The 20,697-nt window shown below is 72.3% G+C and carries 22 protein-coding genes; 20 read left to right on the top strand and 2 right to left on the bottom strand.

From position 1 onward, the window contains the following. Nucleotides 1-28: 28 nt before the first annotated feature. The 7 genes from OG332_RS23910 (at nt 29) to OG332_RS23880 (ending at nt 5,604) form a co-directional block, all read left to right on the top strand. Complete coding sequence (locus OG332_RS23910) at nt 29-2,032, top strand: hypothetical protein (protein ID WP_327415392.1); 2,004 nt, start codon at nt 29-31, stop codon at nt 2,030-2,032. A gap of 11 nt (nt 2,033-2,043) precedes the next feature. Next, on the top strand, nt 2,044-2,241 hold the full coding sequence (locus OG332_RS23905) for a hypothetical protein (RefSeq protein ID WP_327415391.1): 198 nt from the start codon (nt 2,044-2,046) through the stop codon (nt 2,239-2,241). Between the two features lie 166 nt (nt 2,242-2,407). Then, nucleotides 2,408-3,109: a hypothetical protein gene (locus OG332_RS23900; RefSeq protein ID WP_327415390.1), complete on the top strand. Its 702-nt coding sequence runs from the start codon at nt 2,408-2,410 to the stop codon at nt 3,107-3,109. Beyond that, the gene (locus OG332_RS23895) at nt 3,094-3,825 is read left to right on the top strand and encodes a hypothetical protein (RefSeq protein ID WP_327415389.1); all 732 of its coding nucleotides are present in this window, start codon (nt 3,094-3,096) and stop codon (nt 3,823-3,825) included. Before OG332_RS23900 ends, OG332_RS23895 begins: the two co-directional genes overlap by 16 nt. Then, the gene (locus tag OG332_RS23890) at nt 3,825-4,646 is read left to right on the top strand and encodes a hypothetical protein (RefSeq protein WP_327415388.1); all 822 of its coding nucleotides are present in this window, start codon (nt 3,825-3,827) and stop codon (nt 4,644-4,646) included. The genes OG332_RS23895 and OG332_RS23890 overlap by 1 nt, the downstream gene beginning before the upstream one ends. Beyond that, nucleotides 4,637-5,230: a hypothetical protein gene (locus OG332_RS23885; RefSeq protein WP_327415387.1), complete on the top strand. Its 594-nt coding sequence runs from the start codon at nt 4,637-4,639 to the stop codon at nt 5,228-5,230. Before OG332_RS23890 ends, OG332_RS23885 begins: the two co-directional genes overlap by 10 nt. Then, nucleotides 5,227-5,604 (top strand): hypothetical protein, encoded by a 378-nt coding sequence (locus OG332_RS23880; protein ID WP_327415386.1) that lies wholly within the window; start codon nt 5,227-5,229, stop codon nt 5,602-5,604. Before OG332_RS23885 ends, OG332_RS23880 begins: the two co-directional genes overlap by 4 nt. A gap of 61 nt (nt 5,605-5,665) precedes the next feature. On the opposite strand, the gene OG332_RS23875 is transcribed toward OG332_RS23880, so the two are convergent. Beyond that, a complete protein-coding gene (locus OG332_RS23875) occupies nt 5,666-5,884 on the bottom strand; it encodes a hypothetical protein (protein WP_327415385.1) in 219 nt (72 codons plus the stop codon). 139 nt (nt 5,885-6,023) lie between these two features. On the opposite strand from OG332_RS23875, the gene OG332_RS23870 reads away from it, so the two are divergent. The 11 genes from OG332_RS23870 to OG332_RS23820 all read left to right on the top strand — a co-directional run bounded on the left by OG332_RS23870 (nt 6,024) and on the right by OG332_RS23820 (nt 17,989). Continuing rightward, nucleotides 6,024-6,575 (top strand): hypothetical protein, encoded by a 552-nt coding sequence (locus tag OG332_RS23870; RefSeq protein ID WP_327415384.1) that lies wholly within the window; start codon nt 6,024-6,026, stop codon nt 6,573-6,575. Between the two features lie 5 nt (nt 6,576-6,580). Continuing rightward, the gene (locus OG332_RS23865; RefSeq protein ID WP_327415383.1) at nt 6,581-6,802 is read left to right on the top strand and encodes a hypothetical protein; all 222 of its coding nucleotides are present in this window, start codon (nt 6,581-6,583) and stop codon (nt 6,800-6,802) included. Nucleotides 6,803-6,859: 57 nt separating this feature from the next. After that, nucleotides 6,860-10,864 (top strand): hypothetical protein, encoded by a 4,005-nt coding sequence (locus OG332_RS23860; RefSeq protein WP_327415382.1) that lies wholly within the window; start codon nt 6,860-6,862, stop codon nt 10,862-10,864. Between the two features lie 4 nt (nt 10,865-10,868). Further along, nucleotides 10,869-12,110 (top strand): hypothetical protein, encoded by a 1,242-nt coding sequence (locus tag OG332_RS23855; RefSeq protein ID WP_327415381.1) that lies wholly within the window; start codon nt 10,869-10,871, stop codon nt 12,108-12,110. Between the two features lies 1 nt (nt 12,111). Then, nucleotides 12,112-13,263 carry a hypothetical protein gene (locus tag OG332_RS23850; protein WP_327415380.1) on the top strand — a complete coding sequence of 384 codons (1,152 nt, stop codon included), beginning with the start codon at nt 12,112-12,114 and terminating at the stop codon, nt 13,261-13,263. Continuing rightward, nucleotides 13,260-13,586, top strand: coding sequence for a hypothetical protein (locus OG332_RS23845; RefSeq protein ID WP_327415379.1), 327 nt, complete (start codon nt 13,260-13,262; stop codon nt 13,584-13,586). The genes OG332_RS23850 and OG332_RS23845 overlap by 4 nt, the downstream gene beginning before the upstream one ends. Before the next feature lie 101 nt (nt 13,587-13,687). Further along, complete coding sequence (locus OG332_RS23840; protein WP_327415378.1) at nt 13,688-14,566, top strand: hypothetical protein; 879 nt, start codon at nt 13,688-13,690, stop codon at nt 14,564-14,566. Between the two features lie 257 nt (nt 14,567-14,823). Beyond that, nucleotides 14,824-15,090: a hypothetical protein gene (locus OG332_RS23835; RefSeq protein ID WP_327415377.1), complete on the top strand. Its 267-nt coding sequence runs from the start codon at nt 14,824-14,826 to the stop codon at nt 15,088-15,090. Continuing rightward, a complete protein-coding gene (locus OG332_RS23830; protein ID WP_327415376.1) occupies nt 15,090-16,010 on the top strand; it encodes an N-acetylmuramoyl-L-alanine amidase in 921 nt (306 codons plus the stop codon). Before OG332_RS23835 ends, OG332_RS23830 begins: the two co-directional genes overlap by 1 nt. A gap of 13 nt (nt 16,011-16,023) precedes the next feature. Beyond that, nucleotides 16,024-16,392: a hypothetical protein gene (locus OG332_RS23825; protein WP_327415375.1), complete on the top strand. Its 369-nt coding sequence runs from the start codon at nt 16,024-16,026 to the stop codon at nt 16,390-16,392. 403 nt (nt 16,393-16,795) lie between these two features. Further along, the gene (locus OG332_RS23820; RefSeq protein ID WP_327419355.1) at nt 16,796-17,989 is read left to right on the top strand and encodes an IS30 family transposase; all 1,194 of its coding nucleotides are present in this window, start codon (nt 16,796-16,798) and stop codon (nt 17,987-17,989) included. Between the two features lie 66 nt (nt 17,990-18,055). Here the strand turns inward: OG332_RS23820 and OG332_RS23815 are convergent, their stop codons facing one another. Continuing rightward, a complete protein-coding gene (locus OG332_RS23815) occupies nt 18,056-19,453 on the bottom strand; it encodes a helix-turn-helix domain-containing protein (protein WP_327415374.1) in 1,398 nt (465 codons plus the stop codon). Nucleotides 19,454-19,590: 137 nt separating this feature from the next. Between OG332_RS23815 and OG332_RS23810 the strand changes: the two genes are divergently transcribed. Together OG332_RS23810 and OG332_RS23805 are read left to right on the top strand one after the other, a co-directional pair. Then, nucleotides 19,591-20,148: a hypothetical protein gene (locus OG332_RS23810; protein ID WP_327415373.1), complete on the top strand. Its 558-nt coding sequence runs from the start codon at nt 19,591-19,593 to the stop codon at nt 20,146-20,148. 85 nt (nt 20,149-20,233) lie between these two features. Further along, nucleotides 20,234-20,662, top strand: a complete 429-nt coding sequence (locus OG332_RS23805) for an ATP-binding protein (protein ID WP_327415372.1) — start codon at nt 20,234-20,236, stop codon at nt 20,660-20,662. Nucleotides 20,663-20,697 lie beyond the last annotated feature (35 nt).

The following is a 20,697-nucleotide window of genomic DNA, read 5'->3' as shown; positions in this document are numbered from 1 at the left end:
ACATCCTCCACCCCTGGAGATAAGGCTCATGGCTGCATGTTGCGGAGTCCCGCGCTGCTCCTGCTCCGTCATCGCCGGCCCCGGCGTCACCGTGGACGGCAACGGGTCCGCAGCGGCGCCCTACACCATCACGGTCGACCCGGTCCCTACCGCGATCCAGGCCGGGGACACGGCCACCGTGGACAACACGGTCACGGGCACGGGAACGGCCGGTGACCCGTACGTCCTCACGTCGGACGTCATCCTCGACCCGGCCCCGCCCGGCGGGGGAACGAACCTCCTGGCGTCCGGTCCTGACGGCCTGTACGTCGAGTGCGCCCAGGTGCGTACCTGCTTCACCGGCGGGGACGGCATCGCGTACGACGAGGCCACCGGCGAGATCGCCGCGCTGCTCTCGGCGGACGCGGGCAACACCACCGTGTTCGGGACGGACGGCGGGCTCTACACCCCGGCCGCGTCCACCGCCCTCCAGGCCGCGGACTCCCCGAGCGTGGACGTCACCGTGTCCGGCACGGGTGCGGCCGGCGACCCCTACGAGGTGTCGGCCGTCGTCATCCTCGACCCCGCTCCGCCTGGTGGCGGGTCCAACCTGCTGGAGAGCGGGCCGGACGGGCTGTACGTCGAGTGCGCTGACGTCCGTACGTGCTTCACGGCCGGGGACGGCATCGCGTACGACCCGGCCACCGGCGAGATCGCCGCCCAGCTCTCGGCGGACGCGGGCAACACCACCGTGTTCGGCACGGACGGCGGGCTCTACACCCCTGCTGCCTCGACCGCCCTCCAGGCCGCCGACTCCCCCACCGTGGACGTCACCGTGACGGGTACGGGCGCGGCCGGTGACCCGTACGAGGTGGCCGCGGCCGTCATCCTCGACCCGGCCCCGCCTGGTGGCGGGAGCAACCTCCTCGAGGCGGGAGCGGATGGCCTGTACGTCGAGTGCGCCGACGTCCGGACCTGCTTCACGGCCGGCGACGGCATCGACTACGACCCCGCCACCGGGGAGATCGCCGCCCAGCTCTCCACGGACGCCGGGAACACGGTCGCCTTCGGTACGGACGGCGGGCTGTACGTCCCGCCCGGCAGCGGCACCGCGCTCCAGGGCGGGGACACCCCGACCGCGAGCAACACCGTCACCGGCACCGGGGCGGCCGGCGACCCGTACGTGGTGAGCACGGACGTCGTCCTCGACCCCGCACCTCCTGGAGGCGGTTCCAACCTGCTGGAGGCCGGGCCGGACGGCCTGTACGTCGAGTGCGCCGACGTCCGCACCTGCTTCACGGCCGGCGACGGAGCGGCCTACACGGCAGGCACCGGCGAGATCGAGGCGCGTCTGTCCACCGACGCCGGGAACCTGGTGGAGTTCGGTACGGACGGCGGCCTGTTCGTCCCGCCGACAGAGGTCGGCTGCGGCCTCCAGGGCGCGGGTACGACGGCCTCCCCGTTCTCCGTGTTCCCGGTCGCCGGGGAACGGCCCTGGGCGGACGACTGGGCCTGTGACGCCACGCTGTACTCCACGCTGCACTGTGACCCGGACACGGGCGCCCTGTGGACGCCGCCGGACCACTACAGCGCCATGGATCAGATCTACGTCGAGCACTTCGCCGGGGGCTTCCTCACCCCGATCGGTCCGACCGGCGGCTGGGTCATCATCGACCCGGGCGCGAACCAGCAGTTCAACATCCCGGCGAACTTCCTGGGGAACCAGTGCCGGACGTGGGGCTACGAGATCACGAACTCCGGTACGTGGGACATCGAGCACAACGCGACCGCTGTGTTCGAGGTCGGCCTCGTCGTGCAGCAGGACGGCGGCCCGCTTCAGGTCCGCCCGCTGTGGGGCCACCTCACCGCTGTGGGCCAGGCGCACCGGGAGCGCGGCAACGGCACGGCGAACGAGGCCCTGTGGAACATCCCGGCCGCCTCCGGTGCCTCCTGCATCATGTGGCCGGCCATCAACGTGTCGGCCGGGCAGGTCACGGCCATCCACTCGTGGATCTCCGACGCCACGATCGACACCCAGACGAACACCCCGTAAGGAGAGCCCTGGTGTCCAGCTACTACGCCTCGCCGTCCGGTACGTCGCTCATGCGCACCGGGGGCGTGCTGCCGCCTCCGGAGGACTGGACGGAGATCACCGAGGAGGAGTTCCACGAGCGTCTCGCGGAGCACGGCCAGGACTACGAGCGGCAGCCCGTGAGGAACCTGTCCGACGTCCAGCCCCCGGCCGAGGAGCCGACCGGCTGAGCGGACGCCTGCCGCCCTGCCAGCGCGCGGTGCTCCCGGGACCCCTCCGGAGGGCACCGCGCGCTGCTGTACCCCCGTGGCTCCGCGCCTGCCGCCGCTATGCTGATTACGTCGCCGCTGGTTCTGGGCCGGGCCGACCAACACGCGAGACTGTTGGAGGCCCCCAGTGCCCTGTCCCCTCATCGCGAACGCCGACACCATCCGCGTCACCCGGGTCGACGGCTGTGGCCGTCCGGTCTGTGGCGAGGACAACGGCTTCGTGTTCGACTGCTTCGCCACCCTCGCCATGAACCCGAACACGGAGGAGGGCGAGGACGTCGAGTACCGCGCGGCCAACGGGCGCGTGTGTGGCTTCAAGCGCGGGTGTCCCTCGTTCCGGGGCTTCGACGTGGAGCTGTCGTTCTTCTCCGTGAGCCCGGAGTTCATCGAGATCACGACGGGCAACCCGGTGGTCTACGGCTTCGACGGCACCCCCATCGGCTACGACGACTGCTCGGTGCAGTGCAACAGCGGTTTCGCGATCGAGCTGTGGGCCGAGGTGCTGGGCGACGACGTCTGTGAGGCAACGGGCGGTGACGGCGCCTGGATCTACTTCCTGATGCCGTGGGTCACCAACGGGCAGCTCGGCAACATGGAGATCGGCAGCGAGGCCGTGTCCCTCACCCTCACCGGCGCCACCCGCGCCGGGGGCGGCTGGGGTGTCGGCCCGTACGACGTCATGCCGGTGGACCTCGCCGGTACCGCTGGTCCGCTGCTCACCCCGCTCGGCTCCGCGTGCCACCGGCGGACCTTCGTCACCAACGTGGCGCCGCCGGAGGCCACCTGCGAGTACACCGCCGTCACCGGCGACCTGTGCCTCGCGAGCTGACCGTGGACGCGCCGGACCTCGTCGTTCCGGTGCGGGAGGGGGCCGTCAACGAGCCGTTGCGCTACGCGCTGCGGTCGTGGGCGGCCAACCTTCCGCACGGCCGGGTGTGGCTGGTGGGCCACCGGCCGCGCTGGGCCGTCGGCGTCGAGCACATCCCGACCGTCCAGGGCGGGACGAAGTACAAGAACACGACGGCCGCCGTGGAGGCGGCCTGCCAGCACCCCGGGGTGTCCTCGACGTTCCTGCTGGCCAACGACGACATGTTCGTCATGCACCCCGTGGTCGGCGGGATGCCCGTCCTCCACAGGGGCACCGTGCGCAGCGTGGAGACCTACTACGCCGCCCGCTCGTCCGGGGCCTACCTGCGGGGGATGCGGGAGACCCGTGACCTGCTGGAAAGCCTCGGGATCGCCAACCCGCTGTCCTACGAGCTCCACGTGCCGATGCCTGTGGACAAGCTGGGGATGATCACCGTCCTGGAGTACGGCCGCCACCTGGACGTGCTGCACAAGCGGACGGCGTACGGCAACGTCGCCGGCCTCGGGGGCGAGGAGATCCGGGACGTGAAGATCCTGCACCGCGCCCCCCAGGGCTACGGCCCGAACTCCCGGTTCCTGTCGACCATGCCGGACTCCTTCGCGTTCGGGCACGTCGGCCAGTTCATCCGCCGGTCCTTCCCCTCCCCGTCCCCGTACGAGCGTCCCGGGAGTCGCTGATGCCGCTGCAAGTCGGGCCGTGTGACCCGTGGGAGGTGGAGCTGTGCTGCACCCTGCCCGAGGACCTGGACGAGGCGGTCATCGACCGGTGGACGCGGGTTGCATCCCAGACTCTTTGGCGGCTGTCCGGGATGCGCTGGGGGCCGTGCCCGGTGACCGTACGGCCGTGCCGCCGGGCGTGCCTCGACGCGGCGCCGATCTCGTTCCAGGCCGGGGTGGGTACCGGGCCGTGGGTGCCGTACATCGGGACGGACGGGGCGTGGCGCAACGCGAGCGTCTGCGGCTGCGGCTCCTCGTCGGACTGCTCCTGCGGGGAGCTGTGCGAGGTGAAGCTCCCCGGGCCCGTCTACGACGTCGTCAGCGTCAACGTGGACGGCGTGGACCTGGTGCCGGAGGCATACCGCGTGGACGCGCCGGGCCTGCTGGTGCGCACCGACGGGGAGTGCTGGCCCACCTGCCAGGACATGGCCGCGCCGGAGGGCTCCCCGGGCACCTTCACCGTGACGTACCGCTGGGGGTTGCCCCTGGACGAGGCCGCGATCGCCGCTGTGTCGGAGCTGACCTGCCAGCTCATCCTGGCCTGCCTGCCCGCCGGGACGAAGGGGTGCGGGGAGTGCCGCCTGCCGGGCAACGTGACGCGGGTGGTGCGCCGGGGCGTTGAGATCGAGATGGCCGATCCCACGGTGATCTTCGCGGAGGGACGGACCGGGCTTCCCCTGGTGGACCTGTGGCTGTCCACCGTGAACCCGCACCGCCTTGCCTCGCCGTCGCGCGTCTTCTCCCCGGACTACCGGCGGCCCCGGGTGACGACATGGCCATGAACCCGCTCGCCATCCACGAGATGGCCGAGACCGTGCTGGCCTGTGTGTGCCAGTCCCTGGACGAGACGGCCGCGACGGTCGAGGACCACCCGGGTTGTCCGTGCCGCGCGTGCGTCGTCCCCGGCCCGCCCGCGTGGGACGGCTGCAACGACCCGTGCGGCGTCGACGGCAAGGGCGCCGGCGGTCAGCTGACCGTCCATGTGGCCCGGACGTACGCGACGTCCTCGTTCCCGGTGGATGACCGGGTGGTCCAGGGCGTGAGGAACTGCCAGCCGCCGGCCGCGATCGCCGTGGAGCTCGTCGTCACGCTGCTGCGCTGCGCCCCGGTGATGGACAGCGGCGGGTGCCCGCCGACGTGCGAGGAGTTGGCAGCCGCGGCCCGGACGGTGCACGTCGACGGGGCCGCGATCACGAACGCGCTGCTGTGCTGCCTGCCGACGACCGGCACCAGGCGCCGGGGCCCGGTGTTCTTCCTCGGCGCGCAGCGGGTCCTGGAGCAGGAAGGCGGTTGCATGGGGGTCGAGCAGCGGGTGACCGTTGCCCTGTCCGCGTCGTGCCCGTGTCCGAGTGAGGAGAGCCCGTGAGCGTTGAGGTGAGGATCGATCAGGGGCGGATCGCCCGTGCGCTGCGGGCGCGCGGCGGGATCGCGGAGCGTGCGCTGCGCCGCAAGACGCGGAGGGTCGCCGGCATCGCGGAGCGGCGGGCGCCGGGCTCGATGGGGGACTACGTGTCCTGGACGATCGAGGAGGGGCCGCGCGGGCTCCAGGGCGTCATCACGTGCGACCACCCGGCCGTGCTCTACGTGCTGGACGGCACGAGGCCACACGTCATCCGGCCGCGCCGGGCGAAGGCGCTGCGGTTCGACATGGGCGGGCGGACCGTGTTCGCGAAGAAGGTCAACCACCCCGGGACCAGGGCGAACAACTTCCTCGGGGACGCGCTGCGCGAAGGCCGCTGACCCCGGACAGCAGGACGGGCCCCCGCCGACGGTCGGCGGGGGCCCGGTCGCGTGCTGGGGGTCAGTCGCATCCGCCCCCGCCGCCGCTGTCCGACGAGGAGGAGCAGGACGACGACGAGGAGCTGGAGGAGCTGGAGGAGTCGCACGAGCCGTACGAGGGGGCCGGGCTGGTGTCGTAGTAGACGGTGCTGTCGGTCGCGCGGGGCGCCGGGGCCGGGGCGGTCGAGGAGCTGCCGGTGGACTGGGTACGGCGCCGGTTGCGCCTGGGGAAGATGCTCATGCCGGGAGCATGGCCCCACTGTGGGCCGGTCCAACCGCATTTGAGGTAGATCAGCGGTTTCGCCCGTGCTCTACCCTTCCCCCCTGACGCCGCTGGTTCTGGGCCGGGCGACCGCACGGGAGGGGAGAAGGGCACCACCGTGGCCACTAAGAAATTCGCGATCAACACGCGACCGCACGAGGCCGAGATCGGCGACGACACGACGCTGCTGTTCCAGCCGGAAGTCCTCGGGGATGACTTCCTGGACTCCTACGGGCGGCTCCAGGAGACCACCAAGAAGCTGAACGTGGACCTGTCCGACGCCGCGAACGTCGACCTGTCCCAGGTCCGGGAGGCGAACGTCGCGCTACGCGTGTTCCTCGCGTCCCTCATGCTGCCGGAGTCCGCCGAGGAGTTCGCCCGCTGGGAGGTCCGCGCGGGCGGCAAGACGGTCAGCTCCCACTCCACGCCGGATGAGGCGAAGGAGGCCGCGGAGGGCCGTAAGGGCGGCAAGGTCGTGGACGCCGGTCTCCGACTGCCGGACCGCGTCCTCGTGGAGCTGATGGAGTGGGTCGTCGAGCTGTACGGAGGTGCCGGCGGGCAGCGCCCTCCTACGTCGTCCAACGACTCTGCGACAGCATCGCAGCGTCCTACACCGCGTGGGAGGGGCGCCTCGCCCTCCAGGGGGTCGACATCCACGCGTGGCCGCTGAGGGTCATGCTCGCCGCCGCCGAGGCCGCGATCGAGGACTCCGCCGAGGACCAGGCCGAGCGGGACCGCAACCGCGCGAAGCTCTACGCCCCGCCTCGACCGGCCGGTCCCGGGGGCCGGCGGATGCGTCCGCCCCCGGCCGCCGGGCTTGACCGGTCCGGGGCTCAAGCCCTGATGGCGCAGCTCGCCGCCGAGGACGCAAAGCTCGCCGGACGGCCCACCGGCTAACCTGGGTCCTGCCGCTGGTTTTGGGCCGGGCAATCCACCGCACTGCGTGGGGTTGCCTTGGCCGAGGAAGAGGATTACGGCGTCGGCCGCATCCGTATCGAGCTGGACGATACGGACGCGGTCGCCGACGCTCGTGCTCTCGGTCAGCGGATCCAGACGGCACTGGACCGCAGTACGCGCACCGTCGGCGCGACCATCCGGCGGAACATCCAGCGGAGCCTGACGGCGGCCGGGGCCGTCAGCGTCCAGGTCGAGCCGGACACGCGCCGGTTCAGCCGACTCCTCACCACCGGGCTGCGCGGGCTGTCGGCCACCGTCGCGGTCGCCCCAGACGTCACCCGCTTCCGCACCCTCCTGGCCGCCGGGCTGCGCGGCCTGGACGCCGTCCCCGTGGCGGTCACCCCGGACGTCACCCGCTTCCGGCCGCTCCTCGTCGCCGGCCTCCGGGGCCTGGACGCCGTCCCCGTGGCGGTCACCCCGAACCTGTCCCGGTTCCGGCCCCTGCTGGCCACCGGGCTCCGCGGCCTGGACGCCGTCCCCGTCCCTGTGACGCCGGACCTCACCCGGTTCCGGACGCTCCTCGCCGCCGGGCTGCGCGGGCTCACGGCCGTCCCGGTCCCCGTCACCCCGGACGTCTCCCGCTTCCGGACCCTCCTCGCCGCTGGGTTGCGCGGCCTGGACGCCGTCACGGTCGCGGTCGCCCCGGACGTCTCCCGGTTCCGTACGCTCCTGGCCGCCGGGCTGCGCAGCCTGGACGCGGTCCAGGTGGCGGTCACCCCCAACGTCACCCGGTTCCGTACGCTCCTCGCCGCCGGGCTGCGCGGGCTGGACGCCGTGGCGGTCGCGGTGACCCCCAACGTCACCCGGTTCCGCACGCTCCTCGCGGCCGGGCTGCGCGGGCTGCCGGACGTCGCGGTCCGCGTGGCCCCGGACCTGTCCCGGTTCGAGTCACGCCTCGTCGCTGGCCTCCGAGGACTGGACGGGATCAACATCCCGATCCTGCCGGACCTCTCCCGCTTCGACCGCGCGCTGGTCCGGGGGCTGCGGGACCTGGACGGGATCAACATCCCGATCCTCCCGGACCTCGACCAGTTCGCGGAGCGGCTCCGGGCGGCCCTGGCGGGCCAGGAGTTCGAGGTCACCGTCGTCCCGGACCTGGACGGCCTGGACGCTCGTATCCGGGCGCACAACCCGCCGGACATCAACGTCAACGCGGACGTTGACACCAACCGGTTCAGCCGCGCCCTGGGCGCCCTGGGCGGGATCGCCGGCAGGGTCGCGGGCGCCCTCGGAGGGCTGCTGCGGATCGGCGCCATCGGCATCGCGGCGGCCGGCGCAGCGTCGGCGGTCGGCGGACTGGCCGCGGCCCTTGCCCCGGCGGCCGGGATCATCGCCGCGTACCCCGCGCTGATCCTCGGTTTCCAGGCCGCCGCAGGAACGCTGCGCCTGGCCCTGGTCGGCGTCGGTGACGCCCTGTCGGCCGCCTTCGGGGACAGCGCGGAGAAGTACCAGGAGGCCCTGGAGAAGCTGGCACCAGCCGCCCGGGAGGCCGTCACGGCGGTCCGCGACCTGGCACCCCAGCTCAAGGAAGTCCAGCAGGCCGTACAGCAGGCGTTCTTCGAGCAGTTCGCGGGCCAGATCGACGGCGCGATCCGCAACCTGCTGCCGCTGAAGGCCAACCTCCAGAACATCGCGGCGGCTTTCGGCGCGGCGGCCGACGAGGGGCTCAAGTTCGTCCAGTCCCAGCGGTTCCTGGACAACGCCCGGACGATCCTCCAGGGCACCCAGGAGGCGGCCGGCGGCCTGGTCCGGGGTATCCAGCCGCTGATCCAGGGCTTCACCGATGTCGGCGCGGCCGTCGCGAAGGCCTTCGGCGCGGAGCTGGGCTCCGGCATCGCCGGGGTGATGGAGCGGCTCGGCGGCTTCCTCACCCGCATCTCTGAGAGCGGGCAGGCGGTCGCCTGGGTGGACGGGGCGCTCACCGCGTTCGCCCGCCTCGGGGACCTGCTGGGCAACGTCGGCTCGATCATCGCCGGGGTGTTCCGGGCCGGTGAGCAGTCCGGGGGCGGGTTCCTGGGCAACCTCCAGGAGATCACCCGCCAGATGGCGGCCTTCGTCAACTCCGCGCGGGGCCAGGAGGCGATCAGCAACCTGTTCCGCACGGTGGCCACCGTCGCGGCCCAGGTAGGCCCGATCCTGGCCGCGCTGATCACGCAGGTCGGCGCCATCGCTCCGGCCCTCGCCCCCATCTTCACGGCGCTCGGTCCCGCGATCGTCGGGCTGGTCAACGCCCTCGGTCCCGCGCTCGCGCAGATCGCCCCCGCGCTCGCCGTGGTCGGCTCCGCCCTGGCCGAGGCGTTCGCGGCCATCGGCCCATCACTGGGCCCCGTCGGCGCTGCCATCGCCTCGGTGCTGACGGCCTTGACGCCGCTGCTGCCGCTCGCCGGTCAGCTCGTAGCCACCCTGGCCGGAGCCCTGGCCCCCGTCCTCCAGGCCCTGGCCGCAGCCTTCGCCCCGATCATCTCCGCCCTGGTCGGCGCGCTGATGCCGATCCTGCCGCCCATCACCCAGGCGTTCGTGGCCCTGGTCCAGGCGATCACCCCGCTCGCGGTCGCCCTGGGTCAGCAACTGGCCGCGCAGATCGGGGTGTTGGCGCCACTGCTGGCGTCCGTCGCGGACGTGCTGCTCCAGGTGGCCCTGGCCCTCGTCCCGGTCATCTCGGCCCTGACGGACGCCCTGCTGCCCGTCCTGCCGCCGATCATCGAGGCGTTCACCGCCGTAGTCGCGGCGGTCATGCCGCTGCTGCCGCCGATCGTGCAGCTCGTCGCGGCCCTGGCCCCGCTGGTGGTCCTGGCCGTGCGGCTCCTGGCCCCGCTGCTGGCCATCGCCGCCGGGTTCGCCTCCTGGCTCGCGATCAACCTGGTGGTGCCGATCCTCGCCGGGGTGGTCGGCGCGCTCGCCGGCCTCGTGTCCGGGCTCGCGTCCGCGATCACCTTCGTGGTCGAGCTGCCGGGCCGCATCATCGCGGCCCTGGGCTCCCTGGCGTCCACGATCGGCACGTTCTTCACCAACCTGTTCGTGTCCCTGGGCACGACCCTGACCAACGGCTTCAACACGGTCGTCACGTTCTTCACCCAGCTCCCCGGGATGATCCTCGCCGGGCTGGCCGCGCTGCCTGGGCTGCTGGTCGACCTGTTCGTCAACGCCGTCGCGGCCGTGGGCATCGCCCTGCTGACGGCGGTAGCGGCCGTGATCTTCATCTTCACTGAGCTGCCCGGACGGGTCTACAACGCGCTCGCGTCCCTGGGCTCCCGGATCCTCGCCGCCTTCACCAACGCGTTCAACTCCGCGCGGTCGGCGATCTCCTCGTTCCTGTCCCAGGCCGCGACGTTCTTCTCCCAGCTCCCCGGCCGGATCGCCTCCGCGCTCGCCGCGCTCCCCGGGCGGGTGCGGTCCGCGTTCACGTCGGCCGGCTCCTCGGCGCTGTCCGCTGCCCGGTCGGTCGGCTCCTCGGTCGTCAGCTTCTTCTCGCAGCTCCCCGGCCGGATCGGGTCCGCGCTGTCCTCGGTCGGCTCCCGGATCGCGTCCGCGTTCCGCCGGGCGATCGGGTCCGCCCGCAGCGCCGTGTCCTCGCTCATCTCCTCCGTGGTCAGCCTGTTCTCGACGCTGCCCGGACGGATCGTCAACAGCCTGGGGAACATCGGCTCGCGGATCGTCTCGAAGATCAAGTCCGGGCTGCCCAGCGCGGTCCGCAACCTGCTGCCCTTCGCGAACGGCGGCATCGTGAACCAGCCCACTGCCGCGCTGATCGGTGAGGCCGGTAAGGAGGTCGTCCTGCCGCTCACGAGGCCGGCCCGGACGGTGGAGCTCGCGGAGAAGTCCGGGCTGCTGGACCTCCTCGCCGCCCGTGGCGCCATCGGGCCGCGCGGAGGCGGCGGCGGGGGCTCCTCGGGTGGGGAGCGGCACATCACCCACAACTGGAACATCAGCACGCCGGCCCAGGACTCCCGGGTGTTGGCGGAGCACCTGTACGGCCAGATGGCCCGAGCGGCGGGGGTGTGACGACGTGATCGTGGATTACGCCGACTTCGGGTGTACGGAGATCATCAACTCCGCGCGGGCCGCGGCCTACGCGGAGCCGGTGTGCCTGCTCACGAGCTGTGACCCGTGCCCGGACATCGCGACCGCGCTGAACGATGCCCCGTACGCGGACCCGGTGAGCGACCCTGCGCCCTGGTACGACTCGGCCGTCCCGGAGTCCGCGGACTTCCTCGGCGTCATGGGGTTGAGCGTCTCCGGGTTCTCGCGGTCCACCCTGTCCCGTGACCCGGTGCAGCTCGTCGGGGACGGCGCCGCGCTGGGGGTCGCGCGCCGCTCCCACCGGGAGATCTCGTACACCGTGCTCCTGCTGGCGCTGGACGAGTGCGCCCTGGCCTACGCGCTGGAGTGGCTCGCCTCTGCGCTGCGCGGTGCCCCGTGTGAGGGGAGCTGCGCGGGCGAGGAGCTGGGGGTGTTCGCGTGCTGCCCGACCGGTACCGGCCTGGGGGAGCTGCGGCACCTGTTCGGCGTCGGGCTGCTGTCCGGGCCGGAGATCACCACCACCCGGTACTACCCGGAGGGGATCATCGCGGAGGCGACGTTCACCCTGGCCGCCGGGGTGCCGTACATCTTCCGGGAGCCGCTGCAGACCCTCACGGACTGGGTGGACCTCGCGGACGGCGCGCTGATCACGTTCGACCCGGATGAGATCTATGGGGACTGCGTGGAGGCAGACCCCTGCCTCGAGGACCCGCTGTGTCCTCTGCCGCCGCTGCCGATCCGGGCGCCGGTGCCGGTGGACGCCTGTTACCCGACGGGGCCGGCGGAGTTCCGGCGGTCCGTGGTGGCACTGTCCCCGCAGGATCAGCCGGAGTGGCTGGAGGCAGTGCCGGTCCTGGAGCTGGAGACCGGCGCCACGGCGCTGCGTCGCCTCGTGGTGCGTTTCTGGGCGAACCCCCTGGGCGGGGACTGCATGGACGTCGCGGACCCCTGTAGCGCGTGCACAGACATCCAGATCCCTTACCTGCCTGCCGGGGCGAAGCTCATCGTGGACGGCCGGACGCAGACGGCGGAGGTCGAGTGCTCGTCCGGGTCGCTGGACTCCTCGACCAGCGCGCCGATCCTTTACGGGCCGCTGGGCCAGTCCTTCGAGTGGCCGGTGTTTTCGTGCCCGACCGGTGTGTGCATCGAGATCCTGTCCACCTCCGCGACGACGGCCGCTGACGCGCGTGCCCGGGTGCTCCTCGTTCCGCGATCGGATGTGGGCTGACGTGGCTGTCCTCGGGTGCCCGCAGGAGTACCGGGCCGTCATCCACTGGCGCGGCGGGTCGCTGCCGTTCACCTCCCCCGGGGTGTCGTCGCTGACGGCCGTCTCCTGGAACCGGACGCTGAACGACACGAGCGAGGCGTCCATCACGATCGCCAAGGGAGCGGCGGGGGCGGAGTGCTGCGGCCTGCTGGGCAAGGTCGAGCCGTTCGCCCATGAGCTGTCCATCTACCGGGACGCGGAGCTGGTGTGGCAGGGGCCGGTGTTCCGGGTGACGGAGAACCGGACGCGGTTCGTGATCGAGGCCCGGGACGTCACGGAGTGGCTGGCGCGCACGGTCAACACCACGCTGCTGCGGTACGTGTCCGCCAACCAGGCCGACCCGAAGCACCAGGGCCCGATCCAGGAGATCGCGGAGGCCATCATCACGGAGAACCTGGCCGGTGGACTGTTCGCGTCCCAACCGGACTGGCCGGAGATGCTGCCCTACATCGTCCGCCAGGACGACACCGTGAACGCGCGGTTCGAGAAGGACGGCAGCCTCGATAACGAGATCTGGATCGTCCCCATCCTGCGCATCCTGGACGACGAGCTCGTGCCTCGTGGCCTGGAGTACACCACCGTGGGGCGCGCGCTGATCCTCGGCCGGCCGCAGACGACCGCCGACCCGGCCCAGGCCCGGCTGACGCTCGACTCGTTCGCCGGCGACGTCGAGATCGTGCGGGACGGCACGAACGCGGCCTCCCTGGTGTGGGTGTCCAACCAAGAGGACCAGGACATCACGGGCTCCCAGTTCGGGGTGTCCGGTGTCGTGTCCTCGGTGTACGGGCGGCTGGACGTGCTGATCCGCACCACGGCCGAGGGCCTGACGGCCTATGACCTGTGGCAGATCGCGCGCGGCTCCTACACCGGCCGCAACCCCGTGCCGACGTCGCTGCGTATCCCGGACGGCGCCGGCCTGGCCGTGACCGCCCCGGTGTCCATGAGGCAGCTCGTGCCGGGGGTGCGGATCGACGTCGCCGCGACCGGCATGTGCATGGGGGCGTCCCAGCCGTACCGCCTGTCCGACGTGGATGTCGACTGGGGCGACAACGGCGAGAACGTCGGAATCAGCCTCATCCCGCTCGGCGACCCGTTCGTAGGAGACCCCCCGTGAGCGCCCTTCCTGGACAGCGTGCAGCGCAGCGCACCGTGCGCGCGATCACCTCCACCCAGCGGGCCCTGGGCCGCTCCGCGCAGGCCTCGCCCGGCGGCCTGAGCGCCTTCACCGGGTGGGGGTGGATCGACGGTCAGCAGGTCGACGTGGACCTCTCCGCGCCCCCAGGGCAGCAGGTCCGCCCGTCGCGGCTGCCGTGCGGGTGCCTGGGCCGTTGCCGGGGGCAGTGCCCGCCCCTGGACGAGGTCGACGAGGACCAGGACGACGAGGGCCAGGACCAGGACCAGGGCGACGAGACCGAGACACCGGAGAGGCAGGGATAGGCGTGGCCAGATGTGGATGCCAGGGGGGATGCTCCTGCGCGCTTGAGGGCGCGGGGGCGGTCAACGTCTCGGGGAACGGGTCGGCGTCCTCGCCGTTCGTGGTGAGCGTGGACCTGGAGGAGCTGATCCAGGCCGGGCCCGGGATCACCTTCGACCCGGCGAGCGGGACGATCAGCATCAACCTGTCGCTGGACGGGGGCAACGCGGCGACCTTCGGGTCCGACAACGGGCTGTTCGTGTTCAGCGGCGGCGGTGACCCGATCGCCCTGTGCACCGAATACTTCACGACCAACGACGAGGGCGACATCTGCCTCAAGCCCGGGACGATGGGGCTGCGGGAGGTCGTCACGTACGGCACGCCGGGGACGTACCAGTTCGATCCGGCGGCGTACCCGTGGCTGGCCCGGGTCCGGGCGAAGGTGCAGGCAGGCGGGGGCGGGTCGGCCGGGGCCGCTGCTGCGGCGAACCAGTCGATTTGGCGGGCAGGCGGCGCGGGCGGCGGCTACGGGGAGGGCCTGTACGAGGTGGCCGCGCTCGGGGGCCCGGTGACCGTGACGGTGGGGGCGGGCGGTGCCGCTGCCGGTGCCGTGAACGGTGGTGGCGGGGCGGGCGGTAACTCCAGCTTCGGGGCGCTCTTGAACGCCCTCGGCGGTGCCGGGTCTCCGGCGTCGATGCCCTCGGGTTCGACCGGGACGACCGCGACCGGGACGGCTGGCCCTGCGGCCGGGTCCGGCGGCTACTACAACTCGGGCGGCGGGTCCGGGACGGGCGCCATCCGGCTGACCGGCAGCGCCGGTATCGGCGGCGCCGGTGGGGAGTCCCACCTCGGCCACGGCGGTGCGTCGCGGTCGACTGCCGGTGTGGGCATCGTGCCGCGCGGCTTCGGCGGAGGCGCGGGAGGCAGCAACTCGGCAAACGGCGTCGCCCAGGCGGGCCGTGCTGGGGGCGGCGGCATCGTGATCCTGGAGCTGTACGGATGAGCCGGCTGACCTGTCCCCGGACACCGGAGGACACCCCCGGACACCCCTGTCCGTGCAGTGTCCTGCCGGGCGTCGAGGACACCCCAGCGGGGACACCCTGCGGACACCCCTGCGCGGACAGTGTCCGCCCGGTGTCCGTGCAGGTCACCGGCCTCGTGTCCGGGCCTGAGACCACCAGGGCGGACACCTGTCCTCCCTGTCCTAACCCAGTGTCCGGACAGTGCCCGGACACCCCTGTCCGCACCCTGGAGATGCCCATGTCCCAACCAACCGCGTCCGTAGGGCGGACCGTCCACTACGTGTCCCACGGCACCCCCGTGCGTAGCGACGGCTCCCAGGCGTTCCCGCCCGCGTGCCGGGCCGCGACCGTGACCGAGGTCGACCAGGAGGACCCCGGTCGCGTCGGCCTGGTCGTGCTCAACCCCACCGGGCAGTTCTTCCACCCGCTCGCCGCCGGGGGCTCCGTGTACGCCGACGAGGCCGGGATGCTCGCCGGGTCCTGGCACTGGCCGGAGCGCGTCTGATGGCCCCGCCGATCGGAGCGGACCAGCTCCTGCGCGCGCTGCGCGGCGAGGGCCTGCACGTCGTGGAGGTCGGGGCCTGGCGCTCCCGGAACCGGAACCACATGGGTCCGTGGGGCGCGGTCCACGGCGTGATGATCCACCACACCGTGACGCGGGGCACCGCGCACACCGTGGCGATGTGCCGGGACGGGTACTCAGGTCTTCCCGGGCCGCTGTGCCACGGGGTCATCGCGAAGGACGGCACGGTCCACCTGGTGGGCCACGGGCGCGCGAATCACGCCGGACTCGGTGACCCGGACGTGCTGCGGGCGGTGATCGCTGAGACGCGCCTGCCGAAGGACGACGAGGCCACTGTCGACGGCAACAGGGCGTTCTACGGGTTCGAGTGCGAGAACTACGGGGACGGCGAGGACCCGTGGCCGGACGTGCAACTGGACGCGATCGAGCGGGTGTCTGCCGCACTGTGCCGGTTCCACGACTGGGGCGCCGGGTCCGTCCTGGGTCACCTGGAGTGGCAGCCCGGGAAGCCGGACCCCAAGGGATTCGGCATGGACTGGATGCGGGAGCGGGTCGCCGGCCGCCTCGGCACGGCTGTGCCTGGCCCTCTGCCGGTCCCGCAGCGTCCCAGGGTGGACCTGTCCCTCCTCGTCGCTGCGGCCCTGGCAGACCGCTACAGGCCGGGTGCCCCGGTGTCCTACGCCGGGACGCGGATCGTGGAGACCGCCCTCGTGGACGAGGGGCTGCTGTCCAAGAGGTGGAGCGACGGGCATTACGGCTGGGAGACCGTGGCCGCCTACAGCCGGTGGCAGGAGCGCCTGGGGTACAAGGGGCGGGCGCCGGGTCAGGCGGCCGACGGCACCCCGGGCATGACCAGCCTCAAGCGCCTCGGCGACCGCCGCGGCTTCGACGTGGCCGCGTAAGGGAGGTGACGAGGTGGGCACAGGAATCGGGTGGCTGGACACCGTCCTGGTCTGGGGCGGGGCGGTGACGCTCCTCGCCGGCCTGGGCGGCATAGCGTGGCGGGCCGGGCGAGGGGTCGCCCGGATCGGGCGCCGCGTGGACCAGTTCATGGACGACTGGTACGGGGAGCCGGAGCGCCCCGGAGTCCCGGCCCGGCCCGGAGTGATGGAGAGGGTCAGCGGGATCGAGACCCGGCTGAACGGCGTGGTGCACGAGCTCCACCCCAACGACGGCGGCAGCCTCCGGGACGCCGTGGACCAGGCGAACACGCGGCTGCGGCGGCTGTGCCCGGACCACACGGAGCCGGACTGCCCGCCCCCGGACCCCGGCGCCCCGTCCTGAGACCGGGCGTCCCGCTCCACGGCTCCGGGAGCGGGGCGCCCTCTGCCTCGTGTCGCAGGAACGTCCCTGCACACGCGGCGTACTGTGGGCCCGTCAGTTACCGAAGCTGATGCTGCTGAAGTGCTACGCGCCCCGACGGAGACGCCCCGCTCACCGGAACGGCGGGTTCTAATGATCCACGCAACACCCTGGAGTTCAGGGAGTTGCGGGGATCGTGGATTTCGAGGTGCTGAAGGCGAGGTTCTTCGAGGCGCTGGACAGGGAGAACGGCAGCATCACTGCTGCGGCTCGTGCAGTCGGAGTGAACCGCAACACGGCGTTCGGGTGGGCACGCCGGGCCGGAGTCCGTGGTCGCGGCAAGCCTCGCAGGCCCGGCCACCCCGGTCGGGCGGAGTACGAGCGGCTGCGTGCTGCGGGAGTCCGGCGCCGTGATGCCGCCGCGCAGGCCGGCGTCCATGAGCGCACCGCTGAGGACTGGGACCGCGGTATCCGGCAGATCGGCCACTCGCGCCTGCATCCTGACGGGCGCCGCATCGACTACAAGACCGGTGTGACCACCATCGCCGCCACCTCTTCAAGGTCGTCCCTCGCAACGGTCGAGGCCGAACTGCACCCCAGGTTTCTCACGGTGACCGAGCGAGAGCTGATCGCTGATCTGCACCGTGAAGGCCGGTCGCTGCGCGCGATCGGACGGGCACTGGGCCGACCGGCGTCCACGATCAAGCGCGAGATCGACGCCCGGTCGGTCGATGGCGTCTACCGGCCGCACCGGGCCCAGCGGGCATGGGCGAGGAGCCGGTCGCGCCCCAAGGACTCCAAGCTCGCCCAGGACGGCCCGCTCCGCCGGTTCGTCGCGGAAAAGCTGCAGGAACAGTGGTCACCCGAGCAGATCTGCCACGCTCTGGTCATCGAGTTCCCCGACGACGAGAGCATGCGCGTGAGCCCGGAAACGATCTACCAGGCGGTCTACGTCCAGGCCCGTGGCGGACTGCGCCGCGAAGTCGCGGCCGCGCTGCGCACCGGGCGCACTCGCCGCAAGCCGCACCGCAGCCCGGACCAGCGCACGCGCCGGTTCGTCGACGAGATGGTGATGATCTCCGAGCGTCCTGCCGAGGTCGAGGACCGGGCAGTGCCCGGTCACTGGGAGGGCGATCTGATCGTCGGCCCCCGCAGCGAGAGCGCGATCGTCACCCTGGTCGAGCGCTCCACCCGCTACGTCATGCTGGGGCATCTGCCCGGCGGGCATACGGCCGAGGAGGTCCGCGACGTGCTGGTGCCCTTGATCCAGACCCTGCCCGGGCACCTGCGCGGCTCGCTGACCTGGGACCAGGGCTGCGAGATGGCCGCGCACAAGCAGTTCACCGTGGCCACAGGCGTGCCGGTCTACTTCTGCGACCCGCACTCACCCTGGCAGCGCGGATCGAACGAGAACACCAACGGCCTGCTACGGCAGTACTTCCCCAAGAGCACCGACCTGTCCGTGCACAGCCCCGAAGACCTCGAACACGTCGCCCAGCAACTCAACGGCCGGCCCCGCAAAACGCTCGGCTGGAAAACCCCAGCCGAGCGCCTGCGTGATCTACTGACGAGCACGTAGACCGTCAGGTGTTGCGAGGACCCCAAGAATCCGCCAACCCGAGCGGGGCGTTTTCGTGTGCCTGGGTCAGGCGTGGGCGAGTTGCCAGGAGCGGGCCCGCTCATCGAGGAGCGAGGCCGCGCCGACTCCTCGCCGCCCGAACACGGTGAGCTGCCGGCGGATGGAGCCGACCTGCTTGACCGCGCGGTCGGAGTACACCCCGGTGAAGTGCGTGAGGGCCTGGTCCCACGTGCCGCACGCCTGCTCCAGGTGGCCCTGGGCAGCCTGCTCCTTGCCGAGAGAGGCGAGGGACAGGGCCGTGATGCGGGACAGGCCGCCCTGTGCTGCGGCGCCGTAGCTGCGGCCGGCGGACGCGTACTGCTTGGCCGCGTTGGGGTGGTCCTTGAGCGCGCGGAACACCTTCGCGGCGTGGGAGGCCACGGCCGCGCGGGGGGAGCCGGACAGGGTGAGCCAGTACGGCAGAACGTCGTCCTCGCCCCGGATGGCGAGGTCTTGGGCCCGGCGGACCTCTGCGACGGATTCCGCGCCCCGGCCCGCGACGGCGAGCGCGCGGGCCCGGCAGACGACGAACATGGACAGCATCCCGGGCTCGGCGCGGCCGGTGGCCAGGGACAGGGCGGCGTCCGCGAGGTCCAGCGTGTGCTCGGGGCGGGCGATGTCCATGCCGTTGTGGGCCATGATCCGCAGCACCCACGCCTCGTGGAGCGGGTTGTCGGCCTCCCGGGTCAGGCCCAGGCTCTGGAGGTAGTAGCGCTGGGCGAGGCCGTGTTCGCCGGCGTCGTATGCCTTCCATCCGGCGAGGAACGCGAAGGCGGCCGCGGCCGTGAGGGCGTCCCCGCGTACGGACTCCTTCGGGAACCGTGCCCGGGTGAGGTCGGCGACGTCGCTCCGGAGGTACTGGACGACGGCGGACCGGCCATGCAGTCCGCCTTGGCGCTCGTCGATCGCGGTGAACGCCTTGAGCATGGAGCGGACGGCGTCGATGTCGCCCTCCCCAACCATGCGCCCCTTGGCGCCTGTTGCGCGCTCCTGTGCTTCCGCTGCCTGGACGAGGCCAAGGGGCAAGGCAGCGGCGGCGACGCTGTACGCGGCTCCCGTAAGGATCTTGCGGCGGTTGATGTCGGCCTCCCCGATTCGCCGTACGATGTCCACTGGATCGGGTCCGATGCCCAACCCAAGCCGGGCGTCGGACCCGTTGCCATGTCCGGGCACCTGCCAGCCGAGATCGGCCGGGGTGAGGTGCCGCGCGAGGCGGCGGGACAGGGCTTCCGCAATGTAGGCGGCGGTCTCAGGGGACGGTGGTCGCCCGGCGACCCAGTGGGCCACGGCGGACCGGTTTGTGCGGAGAGTTTCGCCGGCCTCGGCCGCGATGTGGCGGACGTCGGCGGCGAGCTGGTCGTACGTCAGGCCCGTCTGCTGCAAGGCGAGTCGGAGACGTTCATTGCGCGCGCGAGAAATCGTCACGGTGTGTGCACCCTCCCAAGCAGGGCGTTAAACCCGGTAAACGCATCGGGCGCTGACCGGTGCTGTCCCTGCCACGGTAGCGCCGGTTCCATGACGTAGGTCACAACGATCCAGATAAATGCCGCTTGGGGGCATCCATGGAACAGAGCGCGGAGGGGTCGATCACTTCGCTGACGACCTCCGGCGAGAGAGCGTTCGCGGGAGGGACGTGGCTCCTGCCGTCCGCCCCGTCCGTTCAGCAGGCCGTCGCGGAGTGGAGGAACGCGGGCGCGGCGTGGCTGCGGCCGGGCGTCCTGTTCGGGGCAGTCGTCATCCGTGAGGACCTGGTCCACGCCGCGCTCGCCCTGGACGACCCGGAGTTGTGCGCGGCCCCGCTCGCGGAGGGCCTGGAGAACGGCCCCGTCTTCTACAGCCGCGAGGGGTTCGGCAACCAGGGCTCCTACACCGCCCTCGTGCCGGCGTCTGTGGCGTTGACGTGGCGGGTGGGCGGCTCGATGGGCCACCACTACCGCGCGCTGCTCCTCGTTCCGGCGCCGGACGTGGTCAAGCCCCCGGACGACGGCGGCCCGTGGTGGGTGGTGCCCATGGACGGCCCCGGCCTGCTGTGCCCGCCGGACCGTCTCGCCGCCCTGGTGCGCATGGGCCGGGCTGCCGTCCAGCCCGCCGAGGGCGAGGCCGGTGACGCGGATGCCTGAGACCCTGACCGGCCCGGCCCCCTGGAGATCCCGAGCCCTGGAGGGCGGCGGTGCTGCGCGCCGCGCGAGGAACGGAGCGCGCTGGGTGAGCGAGACCCTTATCGGCGGGAAGCCCGCGTTCACCCAGTGCCTGCCGCGCGTCGCGGAATCCGCGCGTGCCGGTCGGCTCCTGGTCGACCGCGCGCTCGTGCACTGGGGCCTGGGGGACCTGACCGACTCCGCGCACCTCGTCGTCTCCGAGCTGGTGACGAACGCGGTCGAGCACGGGCGCCGGGAGACGATGCGGGTGACCGTGACGCGCCTGGACCGGACCGTGGTGCAGGTGGCCGTGGTGGACCTGTCCCGGCTGCTGCCCTCGATCCGCCGGCGCCCCGTCGCGGACCTCGCAGAGTCCGGCCGCGGCCTGTTCATCGTGGATGCCTTGTGTCCCGGCCGGTGGGGCGTCGAGCCCCTGCGGTGGGGGAAACGCGTGTGGGCCGACCTGGACGCGGCAGCGGAGGCGCCCGGTGAATGAGTTGGCGAGGCAAGTCCTCTACGTCGTGATCCTGG

Source organism: Streptomyces sp. NBC_01233, assembly GCF_035989305.1.
Classification (GTDB): Bacteria; Actinomycetota; Actinomycetes; order Streptomycetales; family Streptomycetaceae; genus Streptomyces.
The sequence above is the reverse complement of the archived record's forward strand: the minus strand, read 5'-3'. Positions and strand labels throughout refer to the sequence as shown.

Bases quoted from the DNA above. Each gene is read 5' to 3' on its own strand.
- OG332_RS23910 (WP_327415392.1), top strand. From the start codon at position 29: ATGGCTGCATGTTGCGGAGTCCCGCGCTGCTCCTGCTCCGTCATCGCC.
- OG332_RS23890 (WP_327415388.1), top strand. From the start codon at position 3,825: ATGCCGCTGCAAGTCGGGCCGTGTGACCCGTGGGAGGTGGAGCTGTGC.
- OG332_RS23885 (WP_327415387.1), top strand. From the start codon at position 4,637: ATGGCCATGAACCCGCTCGCCATCCACGAGATGGCCGAGACCGTGCTG.
- OG332_RS23875 (WP_327415385.1), bottom strand. From the start codon at position 5,884: ATGAGCATCTTCCCCAGGCGCAACCGGCGCCGTACCCAGTCCACCGGC.
- OG332_RS23865 (WP_327415383.1), top strand. From the start codon at position 6,581: ATGCTCGCCGCCGCCGAGGCCGCGATCGAGGACTCCGCCGAGGACCAG.
- OG332_RS23835 (WP_327415377.1), top strand. From the start codon at position 14,824: ATGTCCCAACCAACCGCGTCCGTAGGGCGGACCGTCCACTACGTGTCC.
- OG332_RS23830 (WP_327415376.1), top strand. From the start codon at position 15,090: ATGGCCCCGCCGATCGGAGCGGACCAGCTCCTGCGCGCGCTGCGCGGC.
- OG332_RS23810 (WP_327415373.1), top strand. From the start codon at position 19,591: ATGGAACAGAGCGCGGAGGGGTCGATCACTTCGCTGACGACCTCCGGC.